Annotated in this window: 25 protein-coding genes and 1 riboswitch; of the genes, 6 read left to right on the top strand and 19 right to left on the bottom strand. The window is 41.6% G+C overall.

Annotated features, from left to right (window positions below):
* Positions 1 to 15: 15 nt before the first annotated feature.
* Together MK482_RS00595 and nusB are read left to right on the top strand one after the other, a co-directional pair.
* Complete coding sequence (locus MK482_RS00595) at positions 16 to 405, top strand: Asp23/Gls24 family envelope stress response protein (RefSeq protein ID WP_124788342.1); 390 nt, start codon at positions 16 to 18, stop codon at positions 403 to 405.
* The gene (gene nusB / locus MK482_RS00590; protein ID WP_049546925.1) at positions 398 to 823 is read left to right on the top strand and encodes a transcription antitermination factor NusB; all 426 of its coding nucleotides are present in this window, start codon (positions 398 to 400) and stop codon (positions 821 to 823) included. The genes MK482_RS00595 and nusB overlap by 8 nt, the downstream gene beginning before the upstream one ends.
* A gap of 220 nt (positions 824 to 1,043) precedes the next feature.
* On the opposite strand, the gene MK482_RS00585 is transcribed toward nusB, so the two are convergent.
* The 13 genes from MK482_RS00585 to MK482_RS00525 all read right to left on the bottom strand — a co-directional run bounded on the left by MK482_RS00585 (position 1,044) and on the right by MK482_RS00525 (position 11,603).
* Positions 1,044 to 1,811 carry an acetyl-CoA carboxylase carboxyl transferase subunit alpha gene (locus MK482_RS00585; RefSeq protein WP_268717712.1) on the bottom strand — a complete coding sequence of 256 codons (768 nt, stop codon included), beginning with the start codon at positions 1,809 to 1,811 and terminating at the stop codon, positions 1,044 to 1,046.
* Complete coding sequence (gene accD, locus MK482_RS00580; RefSeq protein ID WP_124788340.1) at positions 1,808 to 2,674, bottom strand: acetyl-CoA carboxylase, carboxyltransferase subunit beta; 867 nt, start codon at positions 2,672 to 2,674, stop codon at positions 1,808 to 1,810. Before accD ends, MK482_RS00585 begins: the two co-directional genes overlap by 4 nt.
* Positions 2,675 to 2,710: 36 nt before the next feature.
* Complete coding sequence (accC, locus tag MK482_RS00575) at positions 2,711 to 4,078, bottom strand: acetyl-CoA carboxylase biotin carboxylase subunit (protein ID WP_261087782.1); 1,368 nt, start codon at positions 4,076 to 4,078, stop codon at positions 2,711 to 2,713.
* Between the two features lie 11 nt (positions 4,079 to 4,089).
* Positions 4,090 to 4,512 carry a 3-hydroxyacyl-ACP dehydratase FabZ gene (gene fabZ, locus MK482_RS00570; protein ID WP_049544791.1) on the bottom strand — a complete coding sequence of 141 codons (423 nt, stop codon included), beginning with the start codon at positions 4,510 to 4,512 and terminating at the stop codon, positions 4,090 to 4,092.
* Entirely contained in the window at positions 4,509 to 4,994 is a 486-nt protein-coding gene (accB, locus tag MK482_RS00565; RefSeq protein WP_136937568.1) for an acetyl-CoA carboxylase biotin carboxyl carrier protein, read from the bottom strand. Before accB ends, fabZ begins: the two co-directional genes overlap by 4 nt.
* A 2-nt stretch (positions 4,995 to 4,996) precedes the next feature.
* On the bottom strand, positions 4,997 to 6,232 hold the full coding sequence (fabF, locus tag MK482_RS00560) for a beta-ketoacyl-ACP synthase II (RefSeq protein ID WP_268717711.1): 1,236 nt from the start codon (positions 6,230 to 6,232) through the stop codon (positions 4,997 to 4,999).
* Between the two features lie 21 nt (positions 6,233 to 6,253).
* A complete protein-coding gene (gene fabG, locus MK482_RS00555; protein ID WP_237447240.1) occupies positions 6,254 to 6,985 on the bottom strand; it encodes a 3-oxoacyl-[acyl-carrier-protein] reductase in 732 nt (243 codons plus the stop codon).
* A 40-nt stretch (positions 6,986 to 7,025) separates the two neighbouring features.
* Positions 7,026 to 7,949, bottom strand: a complete 924-nt coding sequence (gene fabD, locus MK482_RS00550; protein WP_268717710.1) for an ACP S-malonyltransferase — start codon at positions 7,947 to 7,949, stop codon at positions 7,026 to 7,028.
* Positions 7,942 to 8,916, bottom strand: a complete 975-nt coding sequence (fabK, locus tag MK482_RS00545) for an enoyl-[acyl-carrier-protein] reductase FabK (RefSeq protein ID WP_125430701.1) — start codon at positions 8,914 to 8,916, stop codon at positions 7,942 to 7,944. The genes fabD and fabK overlap by 8 nt, the downstream gene beginning before the upstream one ends.
* Before the next feature lie 116 nt (positions 8,917 to 9,032).
* Positions 9,033 to 9,257, bottom strand: a complete 225-nt coding sequence (locus MK482_RS00540) for an acyl carrier protein (RefSeq protein WP_000257838.1) — start codon at positions 9,255 to 9,257, stop codon at positions 9,033 to 9,035.
* A gap of 58 nt (positions 9,258 to 9,315) precedes the next feature.
* Positions 9,316 to 10,290, bottom strand: coding sequence for a beta-ketoacyl-ACP synthase III (locus MK482_RS00535; protein WP_268717709.1), 975 nt, complete (start codon positions 10,288 to 10,290; stop codon positions 9,316 to 9,318).
* Positions 10,290 to 10,724, bottom strand: a complete 435-nt coding sequence (locus tag MK482_RS00530) for a MarR family winged helix-turn-helix transcriptional regulator (RefSeq protein ID WP_000386351.1) — start codon at positions 10,722 to 10,724, stop codon at positions 10,290 to 10,292. The genes MK482_RS00535 and MK482_RS00530 overlap by 1 nt, the downstream gene beginning before the upstream one ends.
* Positions 10,725 to 10,817: 93 nt before the next feature.
* Positions 10,818 to 11,603 (bottom strand): enoyl-CoA hydratase, encoded by a 786-nt coding sequence (locus tag MK482_RS00525; RefSeq protein ID WP_268717708.1) that lies wholly within the window; start codon positions 11,601 to 11,603, stop codon positions 10,818 to 10,820.
* A gap of 213 nt (positions 11,604 to 11,816) precedes the next feature.
* Here MK482_RS00525 and MK482_RS00520 point away from each other — a divergent pair, with 213 nt between their 5' ends.
* From MK482_RS00520 to serS, 3 genes are all read left to right on the top strand, one after another.
* Complete coding sequence (locus tag MK482_RS00520; RefSeq protein WP_070842771.1) at positions 11,817 to 13,181, top strand: aspartate kinase; 1,365 nt, start codon at positions 11,817 to 11,819, stop codon at positions 13,179 to 13,181.
* A 2-nt stretch (positions 13,182 to 13,183) separates the two neighbouring features.
* Complete coding sequence (locus MK482_RS00515) at positions 13,184 to 13,555, top strand: DUF956 family protein (protein WP_000079345.1); 372 nt, start codon at positions 13,184 to 13,186, stop codon at positions 13,553 to 13,555.
* Between the two features lie 213 nt (positions 13,556 to 13,768).
* Positions 13,769 to 15,043, top strand: coding sequence for a serine--tRNA ligase (serS, locus tag MK482_RS00510; RefSeq protein WP_268717707.1), 1,275 nt, complete (start codon positions 13,769 to 13,771; stop codon positions 15,041 to 15,043).
* A gap of 24 nt (positions 15,044 to 15,067) precedes the next feature.
* On the opposite strand, the gene MK482_RS00505 is transcribed toward serS, so the two are convergent.
* The 5 genes from MK482_RS00505 to MK482_RS00485 all read right to left on the bottom strand — a co-directional run bounded on the left by MK482_RS00505 (position 15,068) and on the right by MK482_RS00485 (position 20,846).
* Positions 15,068 to 15,967, bottom strand: a complete 900-nt coding sequence (locus MK482_RS00505) for a TDT family transporter (protein WP_268717706.1) — start codon at positions 15,965 to 15,967, stop codon at positions 15,068 to 15,070.
* Between the two features lie 108 nt (positions 15,968 to 16,075).
* The gene (locus tag MK482_RS00500) at positions 16,076 to 16,624 is read right to left on the bottom strand and encodes a carboxymuconolactone decarboxylase family protein (RefSeq protein ID WP_049538827.1); all 549 of its coding nucleotides are present in this window, start codon (positions 16,622 to 16,624) and stop codon (positions 16,076 to 16,078) included.
* A gap of 131 nt (positions 16,625 to 16,755) precedes the next feature.
* Complete coding sequence (locus MK482_RS00495; RefSeq protein ID WP_268717705.1) at positions 16,756 to 18,078, bottom strand: alanine/glycine:cation symporter family protein; 1,323 nt, start codon at positions 18,076 to 18,078, stop codon at positions 16,756 to 16,758.
* 90 nt (positions 18,079 to 18,168) lie between these two features.
* A riboswitch (glycine riboswitch) is annotated at positions 18,169 to 18,257 on the bottom strand.
* Positions 18,258 to 18,456: 199 nt separating this feature from the next.
* On the bottom strand, positions 18,457 to 19,515 hold the full coding sequence (locus MK482_RS00490) for a DUF6287 domain-containing protein (RefSeq protein ID WP_268717704.1): 1,059 nt from the start codon (positions 19,513 to 19,515) through the stop codon (positions 18,457 to 18,459).
* A gap of 140 nt (positions 19,516 to 19,655) precedes the next feature.
* Positions 19,656 to 20,846, bottom strand: a complete 1,191-nt coding sequence (locus MK482_RS00485; RefSeq protein WP_326845869.1) for an endo-beta-N-acetylglucosaminidase — start codon at positions 20,844 to 20,846, stop codon at positions 19,656 to 19,658.
* A 213-nt stretch (positions 20,847 to 21,059) separates the two neighbouring features.
* On the opposite strand from MK482_RS00485, the gene MK482_RS00480 reads away from it, so the two are divergent.
* Entirely contained in the window at positions 21,060 to 21,989 is a 930-nt protein-coding gene (locus tag MK482_RS00480) for a helix-turn-helix domain-containing protein (RefSeq protein WP_033682269.1), read from the top strand.
* A gap of 49 nt (positions 21,990 to 22,038) precedes the next feature.
* Here the strand turns inward: MK482_RS00480 and MK482_RS00475 are convergent, their stop codons facing one another.
* The gene (locus MK482_RS00475) at positions 22,039 to 24,375 is read right to left on the bottom strand and encodes an endonuclease MutS2 (protein WP_268717702.1); all 2,337 of its coding nucleotides are present in this window, start codon (positions 24,373 to 24,375) and stop codon (positions 22,039 to 22,041) included.
* Positions 24,376 to 24,445: the final 70 nt, after the last annotated feature.

The raw sequence follows: 24,445 nt of genomic DNA, 5'->3' as shown, positions 1-24,445 counted from the left end.
GAAAGAGGTCATTCTATGGGAATTGAAGAACAATTTGGCGAAATCGTTATCGCTCCACGTGTACTTGAAAAAATCATTGCCATCGCAACTGCTAAAGTTGAGGGTGTCCACTCATTTTCAAATAAATCCGTATCTGATACCCTATCAAAATTTTCTCTAGGTCGTGGCGTTTATCTTAAAAATATCGAAGAAGAGCTGACAGCTGATATCTATCTCTATCTTGAGTACGGTGTGAAGGTACCAAAAGTCGCTCTTACTATTCAAAAAGCAGTCAAAGATGCTGTTCGTGATATGGCTGATGTGGAACTTGCTGCTGTCAACATTCATGTTGCAGGAATCGTTCCAGACAAAACACCAAAACCTGAGTTGAAAGATCTATTTAACGAGGACTTCCTCAATGACTAGTCCATTATTAGAATCTAGACGTGAACTTCGTAAATGCGCTTTTCAAGCTCTTATGAGCCTTGAATTCGGCACAGATATGGAGACAGCTTGTCACTTTGCCTACACGCATGATCGTGAAGATGCAGATGTGCAGATCCCTGCCTTTCTTCTGAACTTGGTTTCTGGCGTTCAAGCTCAAAAAGACGAGCTGGATAAACAAATCAACCAGCACCTCAAGTCAGGCTGGACAGTTGAACGATTGACCTTGATCGAAAAAAACTTACTACGCTTGGGAATCTTTGAAATCACATCATTTGATACACCTCAGCTGGTAGCAGTCAATGAAGCTATTGAACTCGCTAAGAATTTTTCAGATCAAAAATCAGCCCGTTTTATCAACGGACTGCTTAGTCAATTTGTAACAGAAGAAAATGAATAATCGAAAAGGTGTTTGGTCTTCCAAGCACTTTTTTACTTTCCCCTCTGCAAAGAGTAATACTCAATGAAAATCAAATTCAAACCGCGTCAACGTCGCCTTGCCGTACTCAAGTACAGCCTGCGGCTAGTTTCCTAGTTTGCTCTTTGATTTTCATTGAGTATAAGAAGCACATAAAAACTAGAACTGGCAGTCAGTTCTAGTTTTTGCGTAATCTGAAGTATTAGTATTTTCTAAATCGTTGGTAACGTTCTTCCAACAACTCTTCTAGCGGTTTTTGTGAAAGTAGATCTAGCTCCGTTTGGAGTTCTTTTTTGACACTCTTAATCAGTTCTTTGCTCGAAAATCCTGCTTCAGAAATCACCTTATCCACCACGGCCATTTCTAACAGTTCATGCGAAGTGATTTTCATCAGTTCTGCCGCTTCCATGGCACGACTGCCATCTTTCCATAGAATAGAAGCAAAACCTTCTGGACTGAGAATGGCATAGATAGAATTTTCCAGCATCCAAACACGGTCTGCGACTGCCAGAGCCAGAGCCCCACCTGAACCACCTTCACCAATAATGATGGCAATTATAGGAACTTTCAGGTCACTCATTTCCATGAGATTGCGAGCAATAGCTTCCCCTTGACCACGTTCTTCCGCTCCGACACCAGGATAAGCACCTGCTGTATTGATAAAGGTCACTACTGGACGGCCAAACTTTTCAGCCTGTTTCATCAACCGTAGGGCCTTGCGGTAACCTTCTGGATGCGGTTGGCCAAAATTCCGTTTTAGGTTATCTTGTAAACTCTTGCCTTTTTGGATACCAACTACTGTTACAGCTTGATCTCCAAGCCAACCAATACCACCAACAACTGCACCATCATCACGAAAAGAACGGTCGCCGTGTAATTGGATAAAGTCATCAAAAATGCCTATCGCAAAGTCCAAGGTTGTCAAGCGACTCTGCTCACGCGCTTCTCTGACTATTTTTGCAATATTCATCTAGGACTCCCTCCATGCAATCTGACTAGACTAGCAATCGTATCTGGCAAGTCTCTTCTTTTAACAATAGCATCCACAAAACCATGTTCCAATAGGAATTCTGCCTTTTGAAACCCCTCAGGCAAGCTTTCACGAACCGTATTTTCAATCACACGACGCCCAGCAAAACCGACCAAGCTCTGTGGTTCAGCCAGAATGATATCCCCTTCCATAGCGAAAGAAGCTGTGACACCACCTGTCGTTGGATCTGTCAAAATGGTCAGGTAAAAGAGACCTGCATTTGAATGGCGTTTAACCGCTGCAGAAATCTTGGCCATCTGCATGAGACTCATGATTCCTTCCTGCATACGTGCTCCACCAGATGCTGTGAAAAGAACAACTGGCAATTTTTCAACAGTCGCATATTCAAATAATCGAGTGATTTTTTCACCTACAACTGTACCCATAGAAGCCATGATAAAGTTGGAATCCATAATCCCAAGAGCCACAGTCTGACCTTTAATAAGAGCTGTTCCTGTGACAACGGCTTCATCCAGACCTGTTTTTTCACGCATAGTTGCTAGTTTCTTTTGATAACCAGGGAAATGCAAGGGATCCTTGCTTTCAATCCCTGTAAACAATTCCTTGAAGGTTCCCATATCAATCGTCAAAACCAAGCGTTCTTGGGCAGAAATACGAAAGGTATAGCTACAGTGCGGACAGATACGCTCACTTCCCAGATCCTTCTGATAGATGGTATGCTTACAACCCGGACACTTAGAAAATAATTCATCTGGAACCTCTGGCTTGGCTTGAGGTTTTTCCCTAACCGAACGATTAGGATTGATTCGAATATATTTATCTTTTTTACTAAATAGAGCCATTGATTCCCCTTTTCGGTTTAAACTCTTAAAGTCATTTTATTCTTTTTCTTGATATTTAGGTAAGAAGGTTTCCATCAAGAAGGAAGTATCATAATCCCCAGCAATGACATTGCGGTCTGAAATGAGGTCAAGCTGGAAATCTGCATTAGTCTGCACCCCCTCTATCTCTAGTTCATAGAGGGCACGTTGCATTTTCATCAAGGCATCAAAACGATTTTCACCGTGAACGATGACTTTGGCAATCATACTGTCATAATAAGGTGGAATGGTATAGCCTGGATAAACTGCTGAATCTACGCGCAAGCCAACACCTCCACTTGGCAGATAGAGATTGGTAATCTTACCTGGACTTGGAGCAAAGTTGAAGGCTGGATTTTCTGCATTGATACGACATTCAATAGCATGACCTCGTAGAACAATATCTTCTTGCTTAACAGACAGAGGTTGACCTGCTGCAATGCGAATTTGTTCCTTAACGATATCCACACCTGAAACAAATTCTGTTACTGGATGCTCTACTTGTACACGAGTATTCATCTCCATAAAATAGAATTTACCGCTAGCTTCATCAAGAAGAAACTCAATGGTCCCTGCATTCTCATAGCCAACAGACTCTGCCGCTCGAACAGCAGCAGCACCGATTTCATGGCGCAACGTTTTTCCGATTGCAATCGAAGGACTTTCTTCCAAAACCTTTTGGTTATTCCGTTGAAGAGAACAATCCCGTTCACCCAAGTGAATCACATGTCCATGCTCATCACCTAGGATTTGAACCTCAATATGGCGAGCTGGATAAATAACCCGCTCTATATACATGGCACCATTGCCATAATTAGCCTTGGCTTCACTTGAAGCAGTATCAAAGGCGGAAACGAGGTCTTCTGGTTTTTCAACCTTACGAATCCCTTTACCACCTCCACCTGCTGAAGCCTTGAGCATAACAGGATAGCCAATTTTTTCAGCAACAATCAAGGCTTCCTCAGAGTTATGCACTTCTCCATCCGAACCTGGAATGACAGGCACGCCTGCTTTGATCATCTGAGCGCGCGCATTAATCTTATCCCCCATCATATCCATGACATGACCAGATGGGCCGATAAACTTGATACCAACTTCTTCACACATGGTAGCAAATTTGGAATTTTCACTGAGAAATCCAAAACCTGGGTGAATAGCTTCTGCCTCAGTCAAGACTGCAGCTGATAGAACCGCATTAATATTAAGATAAGACTCCGTTGGCTTACCAGGGCCAATACAAACTGCTTCATCTGCCAAAAGCGTATGAAGAGCTTCCTTATCAGCAGTTGAATAAACCGCCACCGTTGCAATGCCCAATTCACGCGCCGCACGGATAATACGAACCGCAATTTCACCACGATTGGCAATTAAAATTTTTCGAAACATGGAGAACCTCCTTAGTTCCCTATTGCAAAGGTAAGAGTACCACTAGCTGCAATCTTGCCATCCACTTCAGCCTTTGCTTCAACCACGGCAATGGTACCGCGACGTTTTACAAACGTTGCCGTCATAACTAATTGATCACCTGGTACAACTTGCTTCTTGAATTTAACCTTGTCCATACCAGCGTAAAAGACCAGTTTTCCTTTATTTTCAGGTTTTGACAACTCCAAGACACCAGCTGTTTGCGCCAATGCTTCCATGATCAGAACACCTGGCATGACAGGGTATTGAGGAAAATGACCGTTGAAGAAGGGCTCGTTAATGGTCACATTTTTGATAGCAACAATGGTATCCTCGCTCACTTCCAAGACACGGTCTACTAGGAGCATAGGATAACGGTGGGGAAGAGCTTCTTTGATTCCTTGAATATCAATCATTTGATACGTACCAATCCTTTACCAAACTCAACCATTTCTTCGTTAGAAACAAGAATTTCCGTTACCACACCATCCTTAGGAGCTGGGATTTCATTCATGACTTTCATGGCTTCGATAATTACCAATGTTTGACCTTTTTTAACACTATCACCAACTGTTACAAAGGCAGGTTTATCTGGACCAGCAGCCAAGTAAGCCACCCCAACAAGTGGACTCTCTACAACATCTCCCTCAGCAGCCACACTTGTTTCAGCTGGCGTCGAAGTCTCTTCCACTACAGTCTCTGCTGGAGCAGATGTAGGAGCTACTGGACTTGGTGTTGCTAGAACGGGTGCTGGAGCAACTTGAGGTGCAACTTGAGATACAAGTCTAGCTTCATTCTTGCTAAACTCCAACTCATCCGTCCCATTCTTATAAGAAAACTCTCTCAAACTTGACTGGTCAAATTGAGCCATCAAGTCTTTAATATCGTTTAAATTCATACTTATTTATTCTCCCAACGTTTGAAAGCAAGAACTGCATTGTGGCCACCAAAACCGAAAGTATTTGAAATGGCGTATGGAATTTCTTTCTCCAAGCCTTGTCCATAAACGACATTGGCTTCGATATAATCTGATACTTCACTTGTTCCAGCTGTCATTGGTACAAAGTTATGACGCATAGCCTCGATTGTTACGATAGCTTCTACTGCACCTGCAGCCCCCAGCAAATGTCCTGTGAAAGATTTGGTTGATGATACAGGTACTTCCTTACCAAGAACAGCTACGATCGCACCACTTTCTCCTTTTTCATTAGCAGGAGTTGATGTTCCGTGAGCATTGACATAGGCTACTTGTTCTGGGGAAATCTCAGCTTCTTCCAAGGCTAATTTGATGGCCTTGATAGCTCCCTTACCTTCTGGATGAGGAGAAGTCATGTGGTAGGCATCACAGGTGTGTCCATAACCAACTACTTCAGCAAGTATCGTTGCCCCACGTTTTTCAGCGTGTTCAAGACTTTCCAGAACCAACATCCCAGAACCCTCACCCATGACAAAACCATTGCGATCCTTATCAAATGGGATAGAAGCACGAGTTGGATCCTCTGTAGTAGAGAGAGCTGTCAGTGCTTGGAAACCAGCGATAGCAAAAGGTGTAATAGAAGCTTCTGAACCACCTACCAACATAACATCTTGGAAACCAAATTTAATTGAGCGGAAGGCATCCCCAATCGCGTCATTTGATGAAGCGCAGGCAGTATTGATGGATTTACAAACACCGTTTGCTCCAAAACGCATAGCGACATTTCCTGAAGCCATATTTGGCAAGGCTTTTGGAAGGGTCAATGGTTTCACACGTTTTGGTCCTTTGTCATTTAGGCGAATCACTTGATCTTCAATTTCTTTGATTCCACCAATACCTGAGGCAACAATAACACCAAAACGATCTTTATCAAGGGCCTCTACATCAAGACCTGCATGATTAACAGCTTCTTGAGCCGCATACAAGGCATATAAAGAATAGTTATCAAAACGATTGGTATCTTTCTTAACAAAGTATTTATCAAAAGGAAAATCTTGGATTTCTGCTGCATTATGCACATCAAAGTCACTATGATCAAATTTTGTTATTTGACCAATTCCGATTTTTCCAGTTGTCAAACTATTCCAAAATTCTTCTGGTGTATTTCCGATTGGAGATGTTACCCCATAACCTGTTACTACTACGCGATTTAGTTTCATCTTTTTCACCTCTAGCTTCTGCTACATACTTAAGCCACCATCAATGGCAACCACTTGACCAGTTAGATAATCTTGGCCTGCTAAAAATACTGTTAAATCTGCAACCTGCTCTGCCTGTCCAAATTCTTTCATAGGAATTTGAGCCAGCATGGCATCTTTTACCTTGTCTGATAGAACAGATGTCATATCGGACTCAATCATTCCAGGTGCAATAGCATTAACCCTGATATTGCGATTGGCCACTTCACGCGCCACAGACTTGGTAAAACCAATCAAACCAGCCTTAGAAGCTGCATAGTTAGCTTGACCGATATTTCCCATCAAACCAACTACACTAGACATATTAATGATAGCACCTTCTCTGGCTTTCATCATCGGTTTCAAGACTGATTGTGTCATGTTAAAGGCACCAGTCAGGTTCACCTTGAGCACTTTTTCAAAATCCGCTTCTGTCATCTTGAGCATCAGGGTATCTTGGGTAATCCCTGCATTGTTGACCAAAACATCTACTGAACCCAGCTCTACAATAGCTTGATCAACCATACGCTTAGCGTCTGCAAAATCTGATACATCTCCTGAAATAGGAACCACCTTGACACCATAGTTTGAAAACTCAGCGAGTAATTCTTCTGAGATTGCCCCACGACTGTTTAAAACAATATTGGCTCCTTCCTGAGCAAACTTGTGGGCGATGGCAAGACCAATCCCACGACTCGAACCTGTAATAAAGATATTTTTATTTTTTAGTTGCATTCTTTTCTCCTGTTTCCTCCTGTATTTATGGGAGAAGGGATTACTCGTTTTCTAGCAAGGTTTCCAAACTCGCCTGATCTTCAACATTGGCTAGTTTAGCCGTCTTATCAATCTTTTTAACAAATCCTGACAAAACTTTCCCCGGTCCAATCTCAATAAAGTTGGTTACGCCTGCTTCTTGCATAACTGCAATGCTTTCATAGAAACGAACTGGTTCCTTAACCTGACGCGTCAAGAGTTGAGCAATGTCTTCTTTTGGCATGACTCTTGCTTCTGTATTGCCGACTAAGGGACAAGTGAAATCTGAAAAGTTTACCTGAGCTAGTGTTTCAGCCAGTTTCTGGCTAGCAGGCTCAAGGAGAGCGGTATGAAAAGGTCCTGAAACCTTGAGAGGAATCAAGCGTTTGGCACCTGCTTCTTGCAAGAGTTCAACAGCTCGGTCAACTGCAACCACTTCTCCACCAATCACGATTTGTGCAGGTGTATTATAGTTGGCTGGGGTAACTACGCCAAGTTCAGAAGCTTTTTGACAGGCTTCCTCAATAACCTCTACTGGTGTATTGAGAACTGCCACCATCTTGCCAGAGCCAGCAGGAGCCGCTTCTTCCATATAGGCTCCACGCTTAGCAACCAAGGCTACCGCATCTTCAAAATCCAAGGCGCCGCTAGCCACCAAGGCAGAGTATTCTCCAAGGGACAAACCAGCAACCATATCAGGCTGATAGCCCTTTTCTTGCAATAAACGATAGATAGCAACTGAAGTTGCTAGAATGGCTGGTTGCGTATAACGGGTCTGATTGAGTTTTTCTTCTTCCGTATCGATAAGATGACGCAAATCATAACCGAGTACCTGACTCGCTTGAACAATCGTTTCTTTGACAATCGGATACTGATCATAGAGTTCCCGTCCCATACCTAGATACTGGGCACCTTGACCAGCAAATAAAAAGGCTGTTTTAGTCATTTCTTACAACTCCTGCCCAACGAGAGGCTTCTTCTTGAATTTTCTTAGCTGCTCCGTAATACAAATCTTTTAGGATTTCTTCAACGCTTTCTTCTTTGGAAACAAGGCCTGCGATTTGACCTGCCATAACAGAACCACCATCCACATCTCCGTGAACAACCGCTTTGGCTAGAGCACCCGCTCCCATTTGTTCAAAAATTTCCAAATCAGGATTTTCTTGTTTAAAGGCATCTTTTTCAGCCTGTTCAAAATCACGAGTCAACTGATTTTTAATCGCACGAACAGCGTGTCCAAAGTGTTGAGCTGAAATCGTAGTATCAATATCTCGAGCTTTTAAAATTTTCGCCTTATAATTTGGATGGGCATTAGACTCTTTTGCAACGACAAAACGAGTTCCAACCTGAATAGCCTCTGCACCTAGCATAAAGCCAGCTGCAGCACCTTCACCATCCGCAATCCCTCCTGCAGCAATAACAGGAATAGATACAGCAGCAGCAACCTGACGCACCAAGGTCATGGTTGTTAATTTCCCAATATGTCCCCCAGCTTCCATTCCTTCTGCAATGACAGCGTCCGCACCGATTTTTTCCATGCGTTTAGCTAAAGCAACACTTGGTACAACAGGAATAACTGTAATACCAGCTTCATGGAAACGTTCCATGTATTTACTTGGATTTCCTGCGCCTGTTGTCACTACCTTAACACCTTCCTCGATAACGAGGTCTACAATATCTTCCACAAAGGGAGACAAAAGCATGATGTTGACACCGAAGGGTTTATCAGTCAATGATTTGATTTTATCAATATTTGCCTTGACAACTTCTTTAGGGGCATTTCCCCCACCGATAATCCCTAGCCCTCCAGCCTTAGAAACAGCTCCTGCCAAATCACCATCAGCAACCCAAGCCATTCCTCCTTGAAAGATAGGATAATCAATGTTCAATAATTCTGTAATACGCGTTTTCATAGTGCCTCCATCGTTTCTTGCTTACGTAATAGTTCGATATCGTCATAATTTGACAATCAAACTATTGCCTAAACAAGAGGGAGCGGGTTTCCCTACTCCTTCTATCTATATTCTGTTTATTTTGTTTGCTCTTCAACGTAGGCAACCAAGTCACCAACTGTTTTCAAGTCATCTTCTGCTTCGATTTGGATATCAAAAGCATCTTCGATTTCTGAGATTACTTGGAACAAGTCCAATGAATCTGCGTCCAAGTCATCAAAAGTTGATTCAAGTGTTACTTCTGATGCGTCTTTTCCAAGTTCTTCAACGATAATTTCTTGTACTTTTTCAAATACTGCCATAATAGGACTCCTTTAAAATAAATAGTTTTTTATAACAATGTGTTCACCACATGATTACCTAAATTGTAAGAATGAGTGTGCCCCAGGTCAAGCCTCCACCGAAGCCTGATAGCAGAACAGTCTGACTACCATCTAAACGGATGAGACCTTGTTCCACACATTCTGAAAGTAAAATCGGGATACTTGCTGCACTGGTATTGCCATATTCCATCATATTGGCTGGAAGTTTGTCTCGGTCGACACCGATTTTTCTAGCCATCTTATCCAAAATACGGTCATTAGCCTGATGAAGTAGCAGATAATCCAAGTCTGTCGCCTCTACAGGAGATTCTTCAATAGTCTGGTTAATAGATTTGGCTACATCCCGAATGGCAAAATCAAAGACTGCGCGTCCATCCATCTTCAAAAATGAATCTGCATTTTCTTGATCTGAAAATGGAGAATGTAGGCCTGAATGTCCATACGTCAGACACTCGCTGCGACTTCCATCGCTATTGAGACTCTCAGCTAAGAAATACTCTTGCTCGCTAGCTTCTAGCAAAACACCACCAGCACCATCTCCAAATAAAACAGCTGTTGATCGGTCTGACCAATCGACTGCCTTAGAGAGAGTTTCACTACCAATCACCAAGCCTTTTTGAAAGCGACCAGAAGCGATAAACTTTTCAGCTGTTGACAAGGCAAATACAAATCCACTGCAAGCAGCTGTTAGATCAAAAGCAAAGGCCTTATTAGCACCAATATTAGCTTGGATACGAGCAGCTGTAGAGGGCATCATCGAATCAGGAGTAATGGTAGCTAGGATGATAAAATCCAACTCCTCTCCTGTGATTCCAGCTTTTGCCATCAGTTTCTTAGCAACCTCTGTAGCCAAATCACTAGTAGATTCTGTTCTTGAGATATGCCTTTGTCGTATTCCCGTCCGACTTGAAATCCACTCATCATTGGTATCCATAATCTGAGCCAAATCATGATTTGTAACCACTTGCTCTGGCACATAATGAGCAACCTGGCTTATTTTTGCAAAAGCCATTATCTCAAATCCTCCAAAAATTGATAAAGATTGGTCAAACCTTTGCTCATAACCTCAATTTCTTGCTTACTCATACCATCAATGATTTTTTCAACCATGGCCTTGTGGAAGCGTTTATGTAGCCTATGAACCAAGCGACCTTTCTTTGTCAAATGCAGATGCACCACACGTCGATCATGTTCTGAACGAATGCGTTCAATGTACCCCTTACGTTCGAGATTATTCAAACTAGTCGTAACTGTCCCAAGAGTCACCATCAACTCTTTCGACACTTGACTTGGTGTCACATCTGGGAATTTCCCAATCACATCAATCGTATGCATTTCTTTGATGGAGATATCCTTGAAACGACTACCTCTCAAGCTAACTTCCTCAATAACGAGGACATTGTTAAATATAGACGTTAAATATTCATTAATTCGTTGGTAGTCCAAACTTTCTTTCCCTCCTTCTCAAAAAAACTTTTACAATCAAAACATTTGACAGAAGAATTATATCAAAGTTCAAAGAATGGCGCAAGTATTTTTTTATTTTCCTGTAAATTTAGGTCTTCTTCTCTCCGAATGAGCCCGAACTCCCTCTTTGAAATCCTCTGTTTTAGCTAGTGATTCCTGTAGATGCAGTTCTAAAACAGCATAATCTTGCCAATCTTTAAATTGGCTCTCCCAAACCAACTTCTTGATGGCTGCATAGGAATTGCTTGAACCACGTCTTAATTTTTTAAGAAGCTGTTCTCTGGTTTTTTCTAACTTGTCAGCTTCAGAAATACGGTAAACCACACCCCACTCCAGAGCTTTTTCTGCTGTCAAAGCCTCTCCTGTCATGGCTAGTTGAGTAGCACGCGTCACACCAATACTTCGGCTCAAGAGATGAATTCCTCCTGCATCTGGAGCCAAACCAACTCCGACAAAGGCTTGGATAAATTTAGCCTTATCGGTCGCTAAACAGAAATCTGCGGCAACAGCCATATTCGCTGCAGCACCTGCAACAGCCCCATCAACCTCCATCAAAACAGGCTTTGCAATTTGCTTGATTTTATAAGAAATAGCATTGACTAGTTCTGCAATTTTCGTCAATGATGGAATATCATCCTCATCCACTGCCCGCTTCATCTCTACTAAATCTCCTCCAACTGAGAAGACTTTGCCATTCGCATTGATCAAGATAAAATGCACAGCTGAATCCTCTTCCGCCAGAGTCAAGGCTTCTAAAATCTCCTCACACATAGGAATATGGAAACCATTAGCGACATCAGGACGGTTTAAAGTAATAATTGCCAAATCCTCTTCAATCTGATAAATAATATGTTCCATCTGGACTCCTTTTTTATTTTTATAAGCAAGTTAAGTTATTTTATTATCAAAGTATATCTTTTTTATTCTAAAAAAGCAAGAATAAGAATGTAATAAGTGTCTCAGCCGATTTTAGATTCCTTATCTTTCCCTGTAAAATGGATTATTTTCTTCATTTGAAAAAAGGCTTTCTTTCTGCTATAATCGTATAAAATACTTACTTTAGGAGTCCTTATGAAGGTTGTTAAATTTGGAGGTAGTTCTCTTGCCTCTGCTAGTCAGTTAGAAAAAGTTTTAAACATTGTCAAAAGTGATTCAGAGCGTCGTTTTGTGGTCGTTTCTGCGCCCGGTAAACGCAATGCTGAAGATACTAAGGTTACGGATGCCTTGATTAAATACTACCGCGACTATGTTGCTGGTAACGATATTAGCAAAAGTCAGAACTGGATTATTGAACGCTATGCCGCTATGGTTAGTGAATTGGAACTGAAACCAGCTGTTCTAGAAAAAATTTCAAAAAGTATTCGGGCCTTGGCAACTCTTCCTATCGAAGAAAACGAATTTCTCTACGATACTTTCCTAGCAGCGGGTGAAAACAACAATGCCAAATTGATTGCTGCCTATTTTAACCAAAACGGTATAGATGCACGCTATGTTCACCCTAGAGAAGCTGGGATTGTGGTAACAAGTGAGCCGGGCAACGCTCGCATCGTGCCATCAAGTTATGACAAGATTGAAGAATTGACAAATGCAAATGAAGTCCTTGTCATTCCTGGTTTCTTTGGAGTTACTAAGGAAAATCAAATCTGTACCTTCTCACGTGGAGGCTCAGACATTACAGGTTCTATCATTGCTGCAGGGGTTAAAGCCGACCTCTATGAAAACTTTACGGATGTTGATGGTATCTTTGCAGCTCACCCAGGAATTATCCACCAACCACACTCGATTCCTGAGTTGACCTACCGTGAAATGCGTGAGTTGGCTTATGCAGGATTCTCAGTTCTTCATGACGAAGCTCTTCTTCCTGCCTACCGAGGAAAAATTCCTCTGGTTATCAAGAATACCAACAATCCTGACCATCCAGGTACTCGTATCGTTCTAAAACACAGTAGTGATGAATTTCCAGTTGTAGGAATTGCCGGTGATTCTGACTTTGTCAGCATCAACATGTCGAAATACCTCATGAACCGCGAGATTGGATTTGGTCGCAAGGTTCTTCAAATCCTTGAAGACCTCAACATCGGTTGGGAACATATGCCAACTGGTATCGACGATCTTTCAATCATTCTTCGTTCTCGTGAACTAACTCCTATCAAGGAAGAAGAAATCCTGCGTCAATTGGTTCAAAAAGCTGAAGTAGACCATGCAGAAATCGAACATGACCTTTCAATCATTATGATTGTTGGAGAAAAAATGAAGAGTCATATCGGAGTAACTGCTACTGCTACACGTGCTCTATCTGAAAATAAGATTAATATCCAGATGATGTCTCAAGGTTCTAGTGAAGTTTCTATTATGTTTGTTGTCAATAAAGATCAAGAAAAAGCAGCAATTAAAGCCCTCTACAATGCCTTTTTCGGTGAAAGTAAGGAAGACTAATCATGGCCCAATCTCTTAACAAAACAGTGCTTCTCAATACGACAGGAACTTCCTACCTCTCTATAGCTGGAAAAGTTGGGAAATTTCTGGTCGGAGATCAGGCTCTGGAATTTTACCCAGATGTCAATGTCGAACAATTTATCCAGATTCCTTGGGACCATATCAACCAGATTGGGGCCAATGTCACTGGTCGCAAAATCAGTCGCCACTTCGAAGTCTTTACAGACAGAGGAAAATTCCTCTTTGCTTCAAAAGACTCAGGTGCCATTCTCAAAATTGCTCGCGAAAAACTGGGTAACGACAAGGTTGTCAAACTTCCTACCCTAATTCAGACCATTGGTCAAAAATTTAAAAATCTATTTGCAAAAAAGTAAAAACTTTAGTATAATCATAGCAACGGATAAGTAGGTTATCTTCTTCTTTCAGAAAGTCTGCGGGTGCTGCGAGCAGATAGGAGGGATAGGTGAAATTCTACCGTTAATAACAATTGCATACACAATCAAGTGCACACCTGTGAAGTTGGATGGAACCGTGGCCCTGCCACTCCAACGCTTTGTCAGGTGTGCTTTTTTCATAAAGGAGTTCTTATGTTAGATATCAAACGCATTCGTACAGACTTTGATGCTGTCGCAGAAAAATTGGCTACACGTGGTGTAGATGCTGCTGTCTTAAACGAGATGAAAGAAATCGATGCTAAACGTCGTGACATTTTGGTCAAGGTTGAAACTCTCAAAGCAGAACGAAACACAGTTTCTGCTGAAATTGCCCAAGCTAAGCGCAACAAGGAAAATGCAGATGACAAGATTGCTGCCATGCAAAATCTATCTGCTGAGGTTAAAGCCTTGGATGCTGAATTGGCAGAAATCGATGCTAAATTGACAGAATTTACCACGACTCTTCCAAATATCCCAGCTGACAGCGTTCCTGTCGGAGCTGACGAAGATGACAATGTGGAAGTTCGCCGTTGGGGGACTCCACGCGAGTTTGACTTCGAGCCAAAAGCTCACTGGGATCTTGGTGAAGACCTTGGTATCCTTGACTGGGAACGCGGTGGTAAGGTAACAGGAGCTCGCTTCCTCTTCTATAAAGGCCTCGGTGCTCGTTTGGAACGTGCTCTCTACAACTTTATGTTGGATGAGCATGGCAAGGAAGGCTATATTGAAGTCATCACGCCTTACATGGTTAACCACGATTCTATGTTTGGTACTGGTCAATATCCAAAATTCAAGGAAGATACTTTTGAACTCAGCGACAGCAATTACGTCCTTATTCCTACAGCTGAAGTTCCTCTGACAAACTACTACCGTGATGAAATCCTTGATGGTAAAGACCTGCCAATCTACTTCACTGCTATGAGTCCATCATTCCGTTCTGAGGCTGGTTCTGCTGGTCGTGATACTCGTGGCTTGATTCGTTTGCACCAATTCCACAAGGTTGAAATGGTTAAATTTGCCAAACCAGAAGAATCTTACGAAGAATTGGAAAAAATGACAGCCAACGCTGAAAATATCCTTCAAAAACTTAACCTTCCATACCGTGTCGTTGCTCTCTCTACTGGAGATATGGGCTTCTCAGCTGCGAAGACTTACGACTTGGAAGTTTGGATTCCAGCACAAAATACCTACCGTGAAATCTCAAGCTGTTCAAACACAGAAGATTTCCAAGCCCGTCGTGCCCAAATCCGTTACCGTGATGAAGCAGATGGCAAGGTAAAATTGCTCCACACCTTAAACGGTTCTGGACTTGCAGTTGGACGTACAGTGGCTGCTATTCTTGAAAACTACCAAAATGAAGATGGTTCTGTGACCATCCCAGAAGCACTTCGTCCATACATGGGTGGAGCTGAGGTCATCAAACCATAAAAAATAAGGTTTAGCTATTTCTAGCTAGACCTTTTTTCGTAACCAATTCAGATAAGCGCCCAATACAAAGACTAAAATAATTAAACAAATAACAGTTTCAGCCAGTACCAGATAATCCAGAAATGGAAGTTTCAAGATTCCCTGAGCCATCTTGAGCGAGGTAGCTGTGATAATGGTTGGGAAGGTGAGGGCTGAAAAGGCTGGTTGAAAGCCTTGTTTTAAAATGTTGGGCAGACGAGTCAAAACAAAGAAAAAGAAGAATTGGGAAGCCAAGATCATGACAATCAAGAGCCAAGTTGGTAGACTCTCTCCTCCAACTCGAACTAGGGAAGCCAAGAGTAGAGAGAAAGGAGCACAGTAGATCCCTTCTTGTCCAAGCAAGGCTAGTGGGAGTGGTTGTTTCTTTAAATCGCTATAAATAAGGGGATAGAGATAGAAGGTTAGGAGAAAACCAAAACTCAAGGTCGCATAGGCAATTTCGATGATGCCTACAAGAGGATAGGTTAAGGCAGCCACTGCTATCCCCACATAGAGAACCGTCCAGCTTGGAGTCGCATGAACCCTTCGACCCGGATAAGCAAACTTGATGGTGAAACCAGCAATCAAGGCCAAATCCAAAAGAAATGAAAACCACCAGAGCCCTTGCGCTACCAAAGGAAGATGAGGGAAGACGCGAAAAACATAGGTAGATAAAATCATCCCAGCCATGGGAAAGGTCGCCATTCCTGACAAAAGAGGGGGTTTGGTCAATTCTTGCTTTGTTTCTTTCCAATTAAAGAGATGAAGAAGCAGAAAATAGAGCCACAAAACCAAACCTGTCAGACTAAAAAGATGTGACAGAACCGGCAACGTATCTAAAATAAGATTTCCAGCTCCTGCCAAACCTAGCAAACAACCAGAAAATACTAAGGGGAGTTTTTTCATCCTAACCTCCAATAATCATGTTAGTTTCAGTATAGCATAAAAGCGCTTAAATGAGGACTTAAAAAATGAAGTCCGATTATTTCAGACTTCATTTTACTCAGATATGAACTAAGCATAAGGTTGCAATTCTGGATTAATTGGGGTATTAGCTAGATTATTGGCATAGTTACAGAGGCTTGCTAGGCTGACACCAAGAACCACATCCAAGGCATTTTGCTGGGTATAGCCGACTTCTAAAAATTCACTAAGCGCTTCATCGCCTACACGACCCTTGGTATTGATAACTGCCAAGGTAAACTTAGCTAGGGTGTCCAATTTAGGATCTGTTTCAATTGGAGTACGATTGCGAAGGGCTTGAAGAAGATCATCGTTCATCTGGATTTGTTTAATTGAAAAGGCTGTGTGACCTGCGACGCAGAAGGCACAACCATTTGTCACAGCTGCCGTGATTTGCACTACTTCGCGCTCAACAGGTGTCAGGCTGTTGCGACGGTTGATAGCTCCGACAGTACGGTAAGCCTCTAAAGCAGTCGGTGCATTAGCCAAGAGACCGATTAGGTTAGGAATATAGCCATTGTTATCTTTTTCTACTGTTTCAAGAACTTCTTTCACTTCTGCTGGTGCTGATTCTACTGTATGAATTGTAAATGTTGTCATCATAAAACCTCTTTTCATGTTGTTGAAACCTAGTCTATCACAGATTCTATACCGTGTATAATATATATTTTAAATTGCACTGATAGAAATTTTTTATGAAAGCAAAAAATCACACGCGATGTGTGATTCCATTATTTGTCAAAATACTTTTTAGTTTCAGCAATAACGACTGGCGACAAGACTAAGAGGGCAATCAAGTTCGGCAGAGCCATCAAAGCGTTGACAATATCAGCAATAATCCAAACCATATCCAACTCGATAAATCCTCCCAGCAAGACCATGAGCACAAAAATCACACGGTAGAGCCAGATAAAACGAACACCAAAGAGGAACTCGAAACAGCGTTCTCCATAGTAGTTCCAACCTAGAATCGTTGTAAAGGCAAAGAGCACAAGGAAAATGGTCAAGAGGGCAGGCCCAAAGTGTGAAAATACTGTTGAGAAGGCTGACTGAGTCAAAGCCACTCCATTCAAGTCACTATTCCATACTCCAGTTACCAAGATGGTCAAACCAGTCAGAGTACAAATGATGAGGGTATCAATAAAGGTTCCTGTCATAGAAATCAAACCTTGCTCTACTGGTTCATTTGTCTTAGCTGCAGCAGCTGCAATGGGAGCAGAACCTAGACCAGATTCGTTTGAAAAGACACCACGCGCCACACCATTTTGGATAGCCATCCGAATGCTAGCACCAGCAAATCCACCTATCGCAGCAACCGGACTAAAAGCGGATGTCAAGATTAAAGCGATTGTGGCAGGAATTTTCCCAATATTAAAGAAAATAACTGTAAGAGTTCCCAAAATATAGATGATGGCCATAAAAGGAACAACGGTTGTTGAAACCTTAGAGATGGACTTGAGTCCACCAAAGACGGCAATCGCTACAAAGACAGACAAAACGAGAGCCGTGATAGCTGGCGAAATAGTCGTCGTATTTTGGATAGATTCTGTAATCGAGTTGACTTGGGTAAAGGTCCCGATTCCCAATAAAGCTACTAACACACCTGCCAGAGCAAAGAAGATAGCAAGGGGACGCCACTTTTCTCCCATCCCTAGAAGGATATAGTGCATGGGACCTCCTGCAACAGCACCGTTATCGTCTTTAGTCCTGTATTTAATAGCTAGTAGTCCTTCCGCATACTTAGTAGCCATCCCAAAGAAAGCAGCCATCCACATCCAAAAGAGGGCTCCTGGGCCACCGACCTTGATAGCCGTCGCCACCCCGATAATATTTCCCGTACCAACTGTCGCTGCGAGGGCTGTACACAAGGCCGCAAAACTGGATACATCGCCATGCCCCTTGTCCTTAGTAAAAATAAGCTGGAAGGCCTTGGGCAGACGCAAAACCTGCAATAGTCCTAGACGGGCAGTTAGGTAAATACCTGTCCCGACTAAGAGAATCAAGAGGGGCGGGCCCCAAGCAAAAGCATCGATTGATTTAAGCAATTCTAACATTTCCTTCTCCTATCTTTTCAACCCCAAAAGAAAGAGCACATGCAAGATACATGTACTCTGGAATGCTTAGATAAATGCTAAAAAGCGGTCTATCCTAGCTCTGTCCTTTTACCTGAGAGTTTGAGCAGTTGCCTGCCTTGCCCCTTCGGTGCCTTTACGGTCTCTCCAGAGTTCCGTCCATTTACAGTCATGGAAAATCAAACGATTTACCACTTCTATTAAACTTCATTCGGTGTTGGTATTTAATTGATTCTTATTTTACAAAAAATGTTGGCTTTTGTCAATGGATTTTGGGAAAATCTTATTTGACTCTGTAGAAAAAGCTTGAGCATTCCCATGTGCGTGAGGTGCTGTTAATTAAATGAATATGTTTCACTCCTAGTCTACACGATATAAGAACTGTTCTGGTTTATTATGTACTGGAAATGAAGCACGATAGAGAATTCTATCTTTACTAATATCCGAAGCGTCTGATATTAATCCATCCATTGATGTCTCATCAGGTATTCTAACACCTGCTGGTATGAATTGAATAAAGACTCTAAAAGATGGACCTGAATAGCGAGCTCGTAAAAAACCATTTACAAATTCTGATTCTGCAAGGTCAACTTTAAATTTCTCTGGTGCTATCAATCCATCTTTACTAAAGACTAAGTCTTCTCCTCCGTGACCATTACTCCATTTTCCTTCAATACTAGAAAAATCTCCATTTTTTATGGCATTAATATCCATTTTTTTAGAATCAGTTTTGCTGGTTGAAGATGATGTTGCCTCTGTCCCCTTATCTGCACTTGCTCCTCCAGGAAGTTTATCAGAAACTGACTTCCAACTTAAAGTCTCTAGAGAGATGGGTGAACCGACCCCAAGATCTGCTAGTTCTTGAGCCTCTTTAGCCTTTACCAAGGACTGGCCATTCTCACTAAATTGGTAGTGGACATAGATGTGACTCGTTGCTGTACCAGCTCCACGATAGAGCAAAGAATTGTCTGGCAAGATACCGACTGTCATTCTCTCACCAATCTGGTCTAAACGATTTTCTTGATTGGTCAGACGAATCACCTTCCCATTTTTCAAAGTACGGATATCAAGTAAACTCTTTTCGCTACTCTTCATTTCAAGAGCAAGTAAAAGTTCATCGACTCCGTCATTATTCAAATCCGTCTTGTGGTAAACCACATCTGTATAAAAGCCTTGAGAAGACTTTACTTGACTAGCTAGGGGATTGACATCCATACCTGTCGACAAGGTGCCTTTTACTACTTTTTCATAGTCATCTAAAACCTTATTGTAGTAACTGTAATCTATTTCTGGACTTTCTGTAGATGTATCCGATGGTGAATTAGATGTTGTTTCCGCGCTTTTATTCCAAGGTAAATACTGACAGCCTCCTAGAACTAGTGTCAGTAAAAGCGATGTGGCTAATAATAACTTTTTCATATTACTCCTTTATCTAAGAGAAAGGAATCAGCATGTGCCAATTCCTTTCGATATTTTTATTTTATCAAAATGTTACCTATCCGAAAATTATTTTCCATTTCTATTTATTTGTTATAGGTCATTTCTCACAAGCTATAATTCTAGCGAATCCATTTACCTGATGCATCTACACGATAACCATCTGGTGTGCGTTCATTGACAGCCATTTTACCATTTGATTTAAGGTAGTAATCACCCACCCAAGTGTTACGAGCGTAACTGCCTTCTGCAGTCAAGTAGTAGTATGATTTGTAGCTACTATCGTAGACCCACTCACCTTTAGCCATCTTACCATTTGACTTCAAATAGTAGCTGCCTGACCAAGCATTGCGAGCGTAGCTACCTTCTGATGTTAGATAGTAGTATGAACCATAGTTTTTATCGTAAATCCACTCACCTTTAGCCATCTTACCGTTTGATTTAAGGTAGTAATTACCTACCCAAGTATTGCGAGCGTAACTTCCTTCTGCTGTCAAGTAGTAATATGATCCATAGTTTTTATCGTAAATCCATTCACTTTTAGCCATTTTACCATTTGATTTAAGGTAGTAATTACCTGACCAAGCATTTTGAACATAATTTCCATTTACATTGATAAAGTAGTAGCTATTGTAATGAACGTCGAAAACCCATTTGTTAATGACTTTTTGACCATTTTGGTAGTATGAGTTACCTGACCAGCCAGATTGAATTGTAGGTGTTGGTGTTGGTGTCGGTTTCTCTTGTTTTGGTTTCTCCTGTTTTGGTTTTTCTTGTCTTGGTGTTGAAGATACTAGACCTGCAAACTTTTTATCTTTGATTCTAAAGACAGGAGATTCACCTCTGTATTTATGACGAAGTTTTGTCTGAGGATCGATATAAAAGTTAGCTTCATAGGCTTCATATTTATATTCACCGTCAGGAATCAAGTCATATGAATAAGAGTCAAGGCTACTTTTTGTTAAATCATAAGATCTTAATTTAACACTTGCTCCGGTTTCCTCTTGCAAAACCTCTTTTGTTTTAGCATTAACCAGCCTCGTTCTTACAATAATAAAATCTTGATTACTATTATCATTATCAACAAAGTTTGGATTAATACTATCAGTTGAAAATTTGATAGAAACACCATTGTTGTTATCATATCCTACCAAACTTAAATCAACTTTATGATCGACATTCCCAACTGCAATAATACTATCAGCCTGTACCGTTTGTACTGAAAAAGGTAGAACTCCTGCTGTATCTACAAGAGAGACCAAACCTAATGTTGCAGCCGCTAGGCTAGTTACTAAAACTGTTTTTGACTTCATCATCAACAATCTCCTTTAAATTTTTATTGTTTACGGTTACAGTATAGCATGGACTTTACTAGATTTACGAAAAACGAACCTATATTTACCTTTATCATATAATTGCTCTGTTCTCGTCAAAAAAAGGGAACTATATTTACTTTTTTCTAAAAAACACCTTAAAAATTGGTAGAATTATGATAGAATGGAAAAAAGGACTCGAGGAGATTTAGGATGCAAGATGAAAGTGTGTATGGATTAGTCTATAAAGCTATTCGTGAGGAAAGAGGGTTTACCCAGAAGGAAGCTGCTGGAACTACAGTGACTCCACATTTTTTACGTCAGTTTGAGCAAGGGAAATCTCGGATAACCATTCAAAAATTTGAAGAGATTCTATCTAATATTGGTATTGATAAAGAGACCTTTGATAGTCTCAAAACGCAGATGTTTCCAACTGAATTTCATAAATTACAGGCTCAAGTTGCTGATTTGGCCTATAAGCGTGAATTTAAAAAGATCATTAGTTTGATTAATCAACCCATGGAAAATCCTGGGATCGCTGAACACTATGTGATTGCCAATCGTGTAGTCAATAAATTTGCTATTGCAAACATCATCGGCGATTCTTTTCTGACTCCAAAAGATTATCAAGAACTAGAATATATAAAGAACTATCTTAGTGAATTGGACGATTGGAATAAAATTGAGGTGAATATCTTTTCATCTATCCTGCCTCACTTTTCAATCGAATTTTTAGATTACAGGCTCTACCACTTATTAGATACTCTAAAAAAGCAGACTGAATACCATTCAATCCGCACTGCTGACTACTATATTGCCTGCTTAAGAACTGCTATCAAGCATTACTCTGTTAATGGCTATTATGATAAGGCTGAAAATCTAGCGTTGAAGACCCTGGAAGTGATTAATACTTTCCCTCTACTGAGTACCAAGATGACAGAGATGATTAGCATTTCCATGGAACGTGCTAATAATTTTCTCAGACAAGACGATGTCAGAGGTCTAGAACTTTCTAAACATATCTTTGCCAGTCTTGATAACTTTGAAAAAATCTATCCAAATCAACTTCTTACTCGAATGAGAGAGGATTTCTTTGTTACTGTCACACAACTCAATCACACTGGCCAGCCTTTAGACATCTAACCTAGAAAATAAAAAAGCTTGAGGAACAATATATTTCCTCAGGCTTTTCTTATCCTTTAAATGTCACAATAGTCGCACCACTGCCTCCAGCATTTTGTGGGGCATAGCCGAAACTCTTGACATGTTTGTTTCTTTGTAGGTATTTGGTGACACCTTCACGGATGACTCCTGTCCCGATACCATGGATGACATCAACTTGCGCCATATTGTTAAGCAAGGCTTGATCGATAAAGGCATCTAACTCATTCATAGCCTCTTCATAGCGTTTACCTCGAAGATCCAGTCTAGCTTGTGGACCACGACCAGAAGTTCGTTTCACGACATTGACCTGTTTCTTCTTGACTTGCTTTTCTTGCTGGGCTTGAACAAGGTCAAACTCTTTCTCTTCCAAGGTCATCTTAATCAAGCCGACTTGGGCTTCCCAGCGTCCGTCCTTGAGTTGACTGGTCAAGGTACCACGCTGGCCATAACTGAGAACCACGATATCATCTCCCACCTTTGGAGCTCGTTTTTTCTTGGCCTTTTGAAGGACCTTGTTTTTAGACAAGTCCACTTTTTCAGGAGCTAATTTTTTCAGCTTGGCCTTGGCTTCAATGATTTCGTGGGGCTTGAGTTGAGATTTGCTGTGGAGATTTTTAAGAATCTGGTCACTTTCACTGAGGGCCATGTCCACAATCTCAGCAGCCTGTTCACGCGCCTTGTTAAGCTCGGTTTCCTTTTCACGATTGAGCTCGTTATAAAGTTTTTTTAGAGCACGGTTCATCTTGAGATTTTCTTGCTCCACCTCACGGATATTGTCCAATCGTTTACGGCTTTCCATCGTCTGCTCTTCCAGTTGCTCAATGATACGATTAACATCATTGTCCTGATCGACCTGCTGACTGGCATCCCCTACGATAACTTCAGATAGTCCTAAACGTTTAGCGATTTCGAAGGCATTGCTTCGCCCAGGAACACCCTGCATAAAGCGATAGGTCGGGCGAAGAGTTGCTGTATCAAACTCCATGCTGGCATTTTGCACAAAGGCTGTCTCAATACCATAGGCCTTTAGTTCCGGATAGTGAGTCGTCGCCATGGTCTTGACTTGACGCAGGCGAAGGTCCTCTAAAATAGCCATAGCAAGGGCTGCTCCTTCTTGAGGGTCTGTACCAGCCCCCAACTCATCCAAGAGCAAGAGCGAATGTTGATTGACCTTGCCAAGAATATCCACAATATTGGTCATGTGGCTAGAGAAGGTAGACAAGCTCTGCTCAATAGACTGCTCATCTCCAATATCAGCAAAAATTTCTTCAAAGATACCCACACGACTTCCCTTGTCTACTAAAATCGGTAAACCTGACTGGGCCATAACCTGCGTCAATCCCAGAGTTTTGAGCATGATGGTCTTCCCACCTGTATTGGGACCTGTAATAACAATAGCTGTTAAATCTTGGCCAAAATGGACATCATTTGCGACGGCATTTTTGACCAGAGGATGGCAGACATGGAGCAGTTGAATTTCTTGATTTTCTGACAGCTGAGGAACGACTGCTTGCCTTTCTTGAATAAAGCGAACCTTGGCACGAATCAAGTCCAGATGGCCGATAATCCAAGCATCATTAGCAATCTCAGCAGCATGAGGGCGGACACGCTCCGAGATTTCTTGGAGAATGCGAAGCATTTCATAGCGCTCATCTGCTCGCAAACTAGCAATTTCTTCACTCAGTTTGACCACCTCACGGGGTTCGATATAGACGGTATTTCCACTAGCAGAAATATCATGAACGACACCTGCAATCTTATTACGGTAGGTGTTTTTGACTGGTAAAACCTGACGGCCATTTCTGCTGGCAACGATTCCTTCCGTCAACATCTGCGCTTTTTGCTTGAGCAGGTCTTGTAGGACATCGCGCACCTGACTCTCGCTATCATGGATTTTTCGACGGATGCGCGCCAATTCTTCACTGGCAAAATTTTCAATGAAACCTGCATCATTGAAGGCTTGTAGATTTCCTTGTAATTGAGGAAAATCATGTAATTTCTCAAACCAAAGGGCTAATTCTTCCAAGCTGACATTTTCCAGATTGGCATAAAAACTTTGCAGTTCTCGGCTGGCAAGAAGTACGCGCTTCAAGAGGAGGAACTCCTCGATATTGAGATCCGCCCCCATCTCCAAACGCTTGCAGACTCCTGAAATTTCCTTGGTTGAGAGAATAGTGAAATGCGGTTGCTCGACGAAAAGAGCCTGCATTTCCTTCATCTCAGCAAAAGCCTGTTTTATTTTATCTGCTTTGGCAGTCGGAGCCAGCTGTCTCAATTGCTCCAAGCCCTGTTCGGTCAACAAATGAGGTTCAAACAAGGCCTTGACCTTATTGAACTCTAATGTTTCTAATATTTTCTTATTCATCGTTATTTCCTTGTCTTTGAATGTCTAGGTGGGGTAGCTTTTTATATTCTGATAGATTCGAGTCAAATCT

Source organism: Streptococcus mitis (assembly GCF_026782865.1).
In the GTDB taxonomy this organism is placed as follows: domain Bacteria; phylum Bacillota; class Bacilli; order Lactobacillales; family Streptococcaceae; genus Streptococcus; species Streptococcus mitis_CG.
Note: the sequence above shows the minus strand (reverse complement) of the source record. Positions and strands in the feature narration are given on the sequence as shown.

Bases quoted from the DNA above. Each gene is read 5' to 3' on its own strand.
- fabG (WP_237447240.1), bottom strand. From the start codon at position 6,985: ATGCAACTAAAAAATAAAAATATCTTTATTACAGGTTCGAGTCGTGGG.
- MK482_RS00490 (WP_268717704.1), bottom strand. From the start codon at position 19,515: ATGAAAAAGTTATTATTAGCCACATCGCTTTTACTGACACTAGTTCTA.
- MK482_RS00520 (WP_070842771.1), top strand. From the start codon at position 11,817: ATGAAGGTTGTTAAATTTGGAGGTAGTTCTCTTGCCTCTGCTAGTCAG.
- MK482_RS00475 (WP_268717702.1), bottom strand. From the start codon at position 24,375: ATGAATAAGAAAATATTAGAAACATTAGAGTTCAATAAGGTCAAGGCC.
- MK482_RS00495 (WP_268717705.1), bottom strand. From the start codon at position 18,078: ATGTTAGAATTGCTTAAATCAATCGATGCTTTTGCTTGGGGCCCGCCC.
- MK482_RS00485 (WP_326845869.1), bottom strand. From the start codon at position 20,846: ATGAAGTCAAAAACAGTTTTAGTAACTAGCCTAGCGGCTGCAACATTA.
- MK482_RS00505 (WP_268717706.1), bottom strand. From the start codon at position 15,967: ATGAAAAAACTCCCCTTAGTATTTTCTGGTTGTTTGCTAGGTTTGGCA.
- MK482_RS00540 (WP_000257838.1), bottom strand. From the start codon at position 9,257: ATGGCAGTATTTGAAAAAGTACAAGAAATTATCGTTGAAGAACTTGGA.
- MK482_RS00525 (WP_268717708.1), bottom strand. From the start codon at position 11,603: ATGGAACATATTATTTATCAGATTGAAGAGGATTTGGCAATTATTACT.
- MK482_RS00480 (WP_033682269.1), top strand. From the start codon at position 21,060: ATGCAAGATGAAAGTGTGTATGGATTAGTCTATAAAGCTATTCGTGAG.
- MK482_RS00535 (WP_268717709.1), bottom strand. From the start codon at position 10,290: ATGGCTTTTGCAAAAATAAGCCAGGTTGCTCATTATGTGCCAGAGCAA.
- accB (WP_136937568.1), bottom strand. From the start codon at position 4,994: ATGAATTTAAACGATATTAAAGACTTGATGGCTCAATTTGACCAGTCA.
- MK482_RS00515 (WP_000079345.1), top strand. From the start codon at position 13,184: ATGGCCCAATCTCTTAACAAAACAGTGCTTCTCAATACGACAGGAACT.
- accD (WP_124788340.1), bottom strand. From the start codon at position 2,674: ATGGCTCTATTTAGTAAAAAAGATAAATATATTCGAATCAATCCTAAT.
- nusB (WP_049546925.1), top strand. From the start codon at position 398: ATGACTAGTCCATTATTAGAATCTAGACGTGAACTTCGTAAATGCGCT.
- MK482_RS00585 (WP_268717712.1), bottom strand. From the start codon at position 1,811: ATGAATATTGCAAAAATAGTCAGAGAAGCGCGTGAGCAGAGTCGCTTG.
- fabK (WP_125430701.1), bottom strand. From the start codon at position 8,916: ATGAAAACGCGTATTACAGAATTATTGAACATTGATTATCCTATCTTT.
- serS (WP_268717707.1), top strand. From the start codon at position 13,769: ATGTTAGATATCAAACGCATTCGTACAGACTTTGATGCTGTCGCAGAA.
- fabZ (WP_049544791.1), bottom strand. From the start codon at position 4,512: ATGATTGATATTCAAGGAATCAAAGAAGCTCTTCCCCACCGTTATCCT.
- accC (WP_261087782.1), bottom strand. From the start codon at position 4,078: ATGTTTCGAAAAATTTTAATTGCCAATCGTGGTGAAATTGCGGTTCGT.
- fabD (WP_268717710.1), bottom strand. From the start codon at position 7,949: ATGACTAAAACAGCCTTTTTATTTGCTGGTCAAGGTGCCCAGTATCTA.
- MK482_RS00595 (WP_124788342.1), top strand. From the start codon at position 16: ATGGGAATTGAAGAACAATTTGGCGAAATCGTTATCGCTCCACGTGTA.
- MK482_RS00500 (WP_049538827.1), bottom strand. From the start codon at position 16,624: ATGACAACATTTACAATTCATACAGTAGAATCAGCACCAGCAGAAGTG.
- fabF (WP_268717711.1), bottom strand. From the start codon at position 6,232: ATGAAACTAAATCGCGTAGTAGTAACAGGTTATGGGGTAACATCTCCA.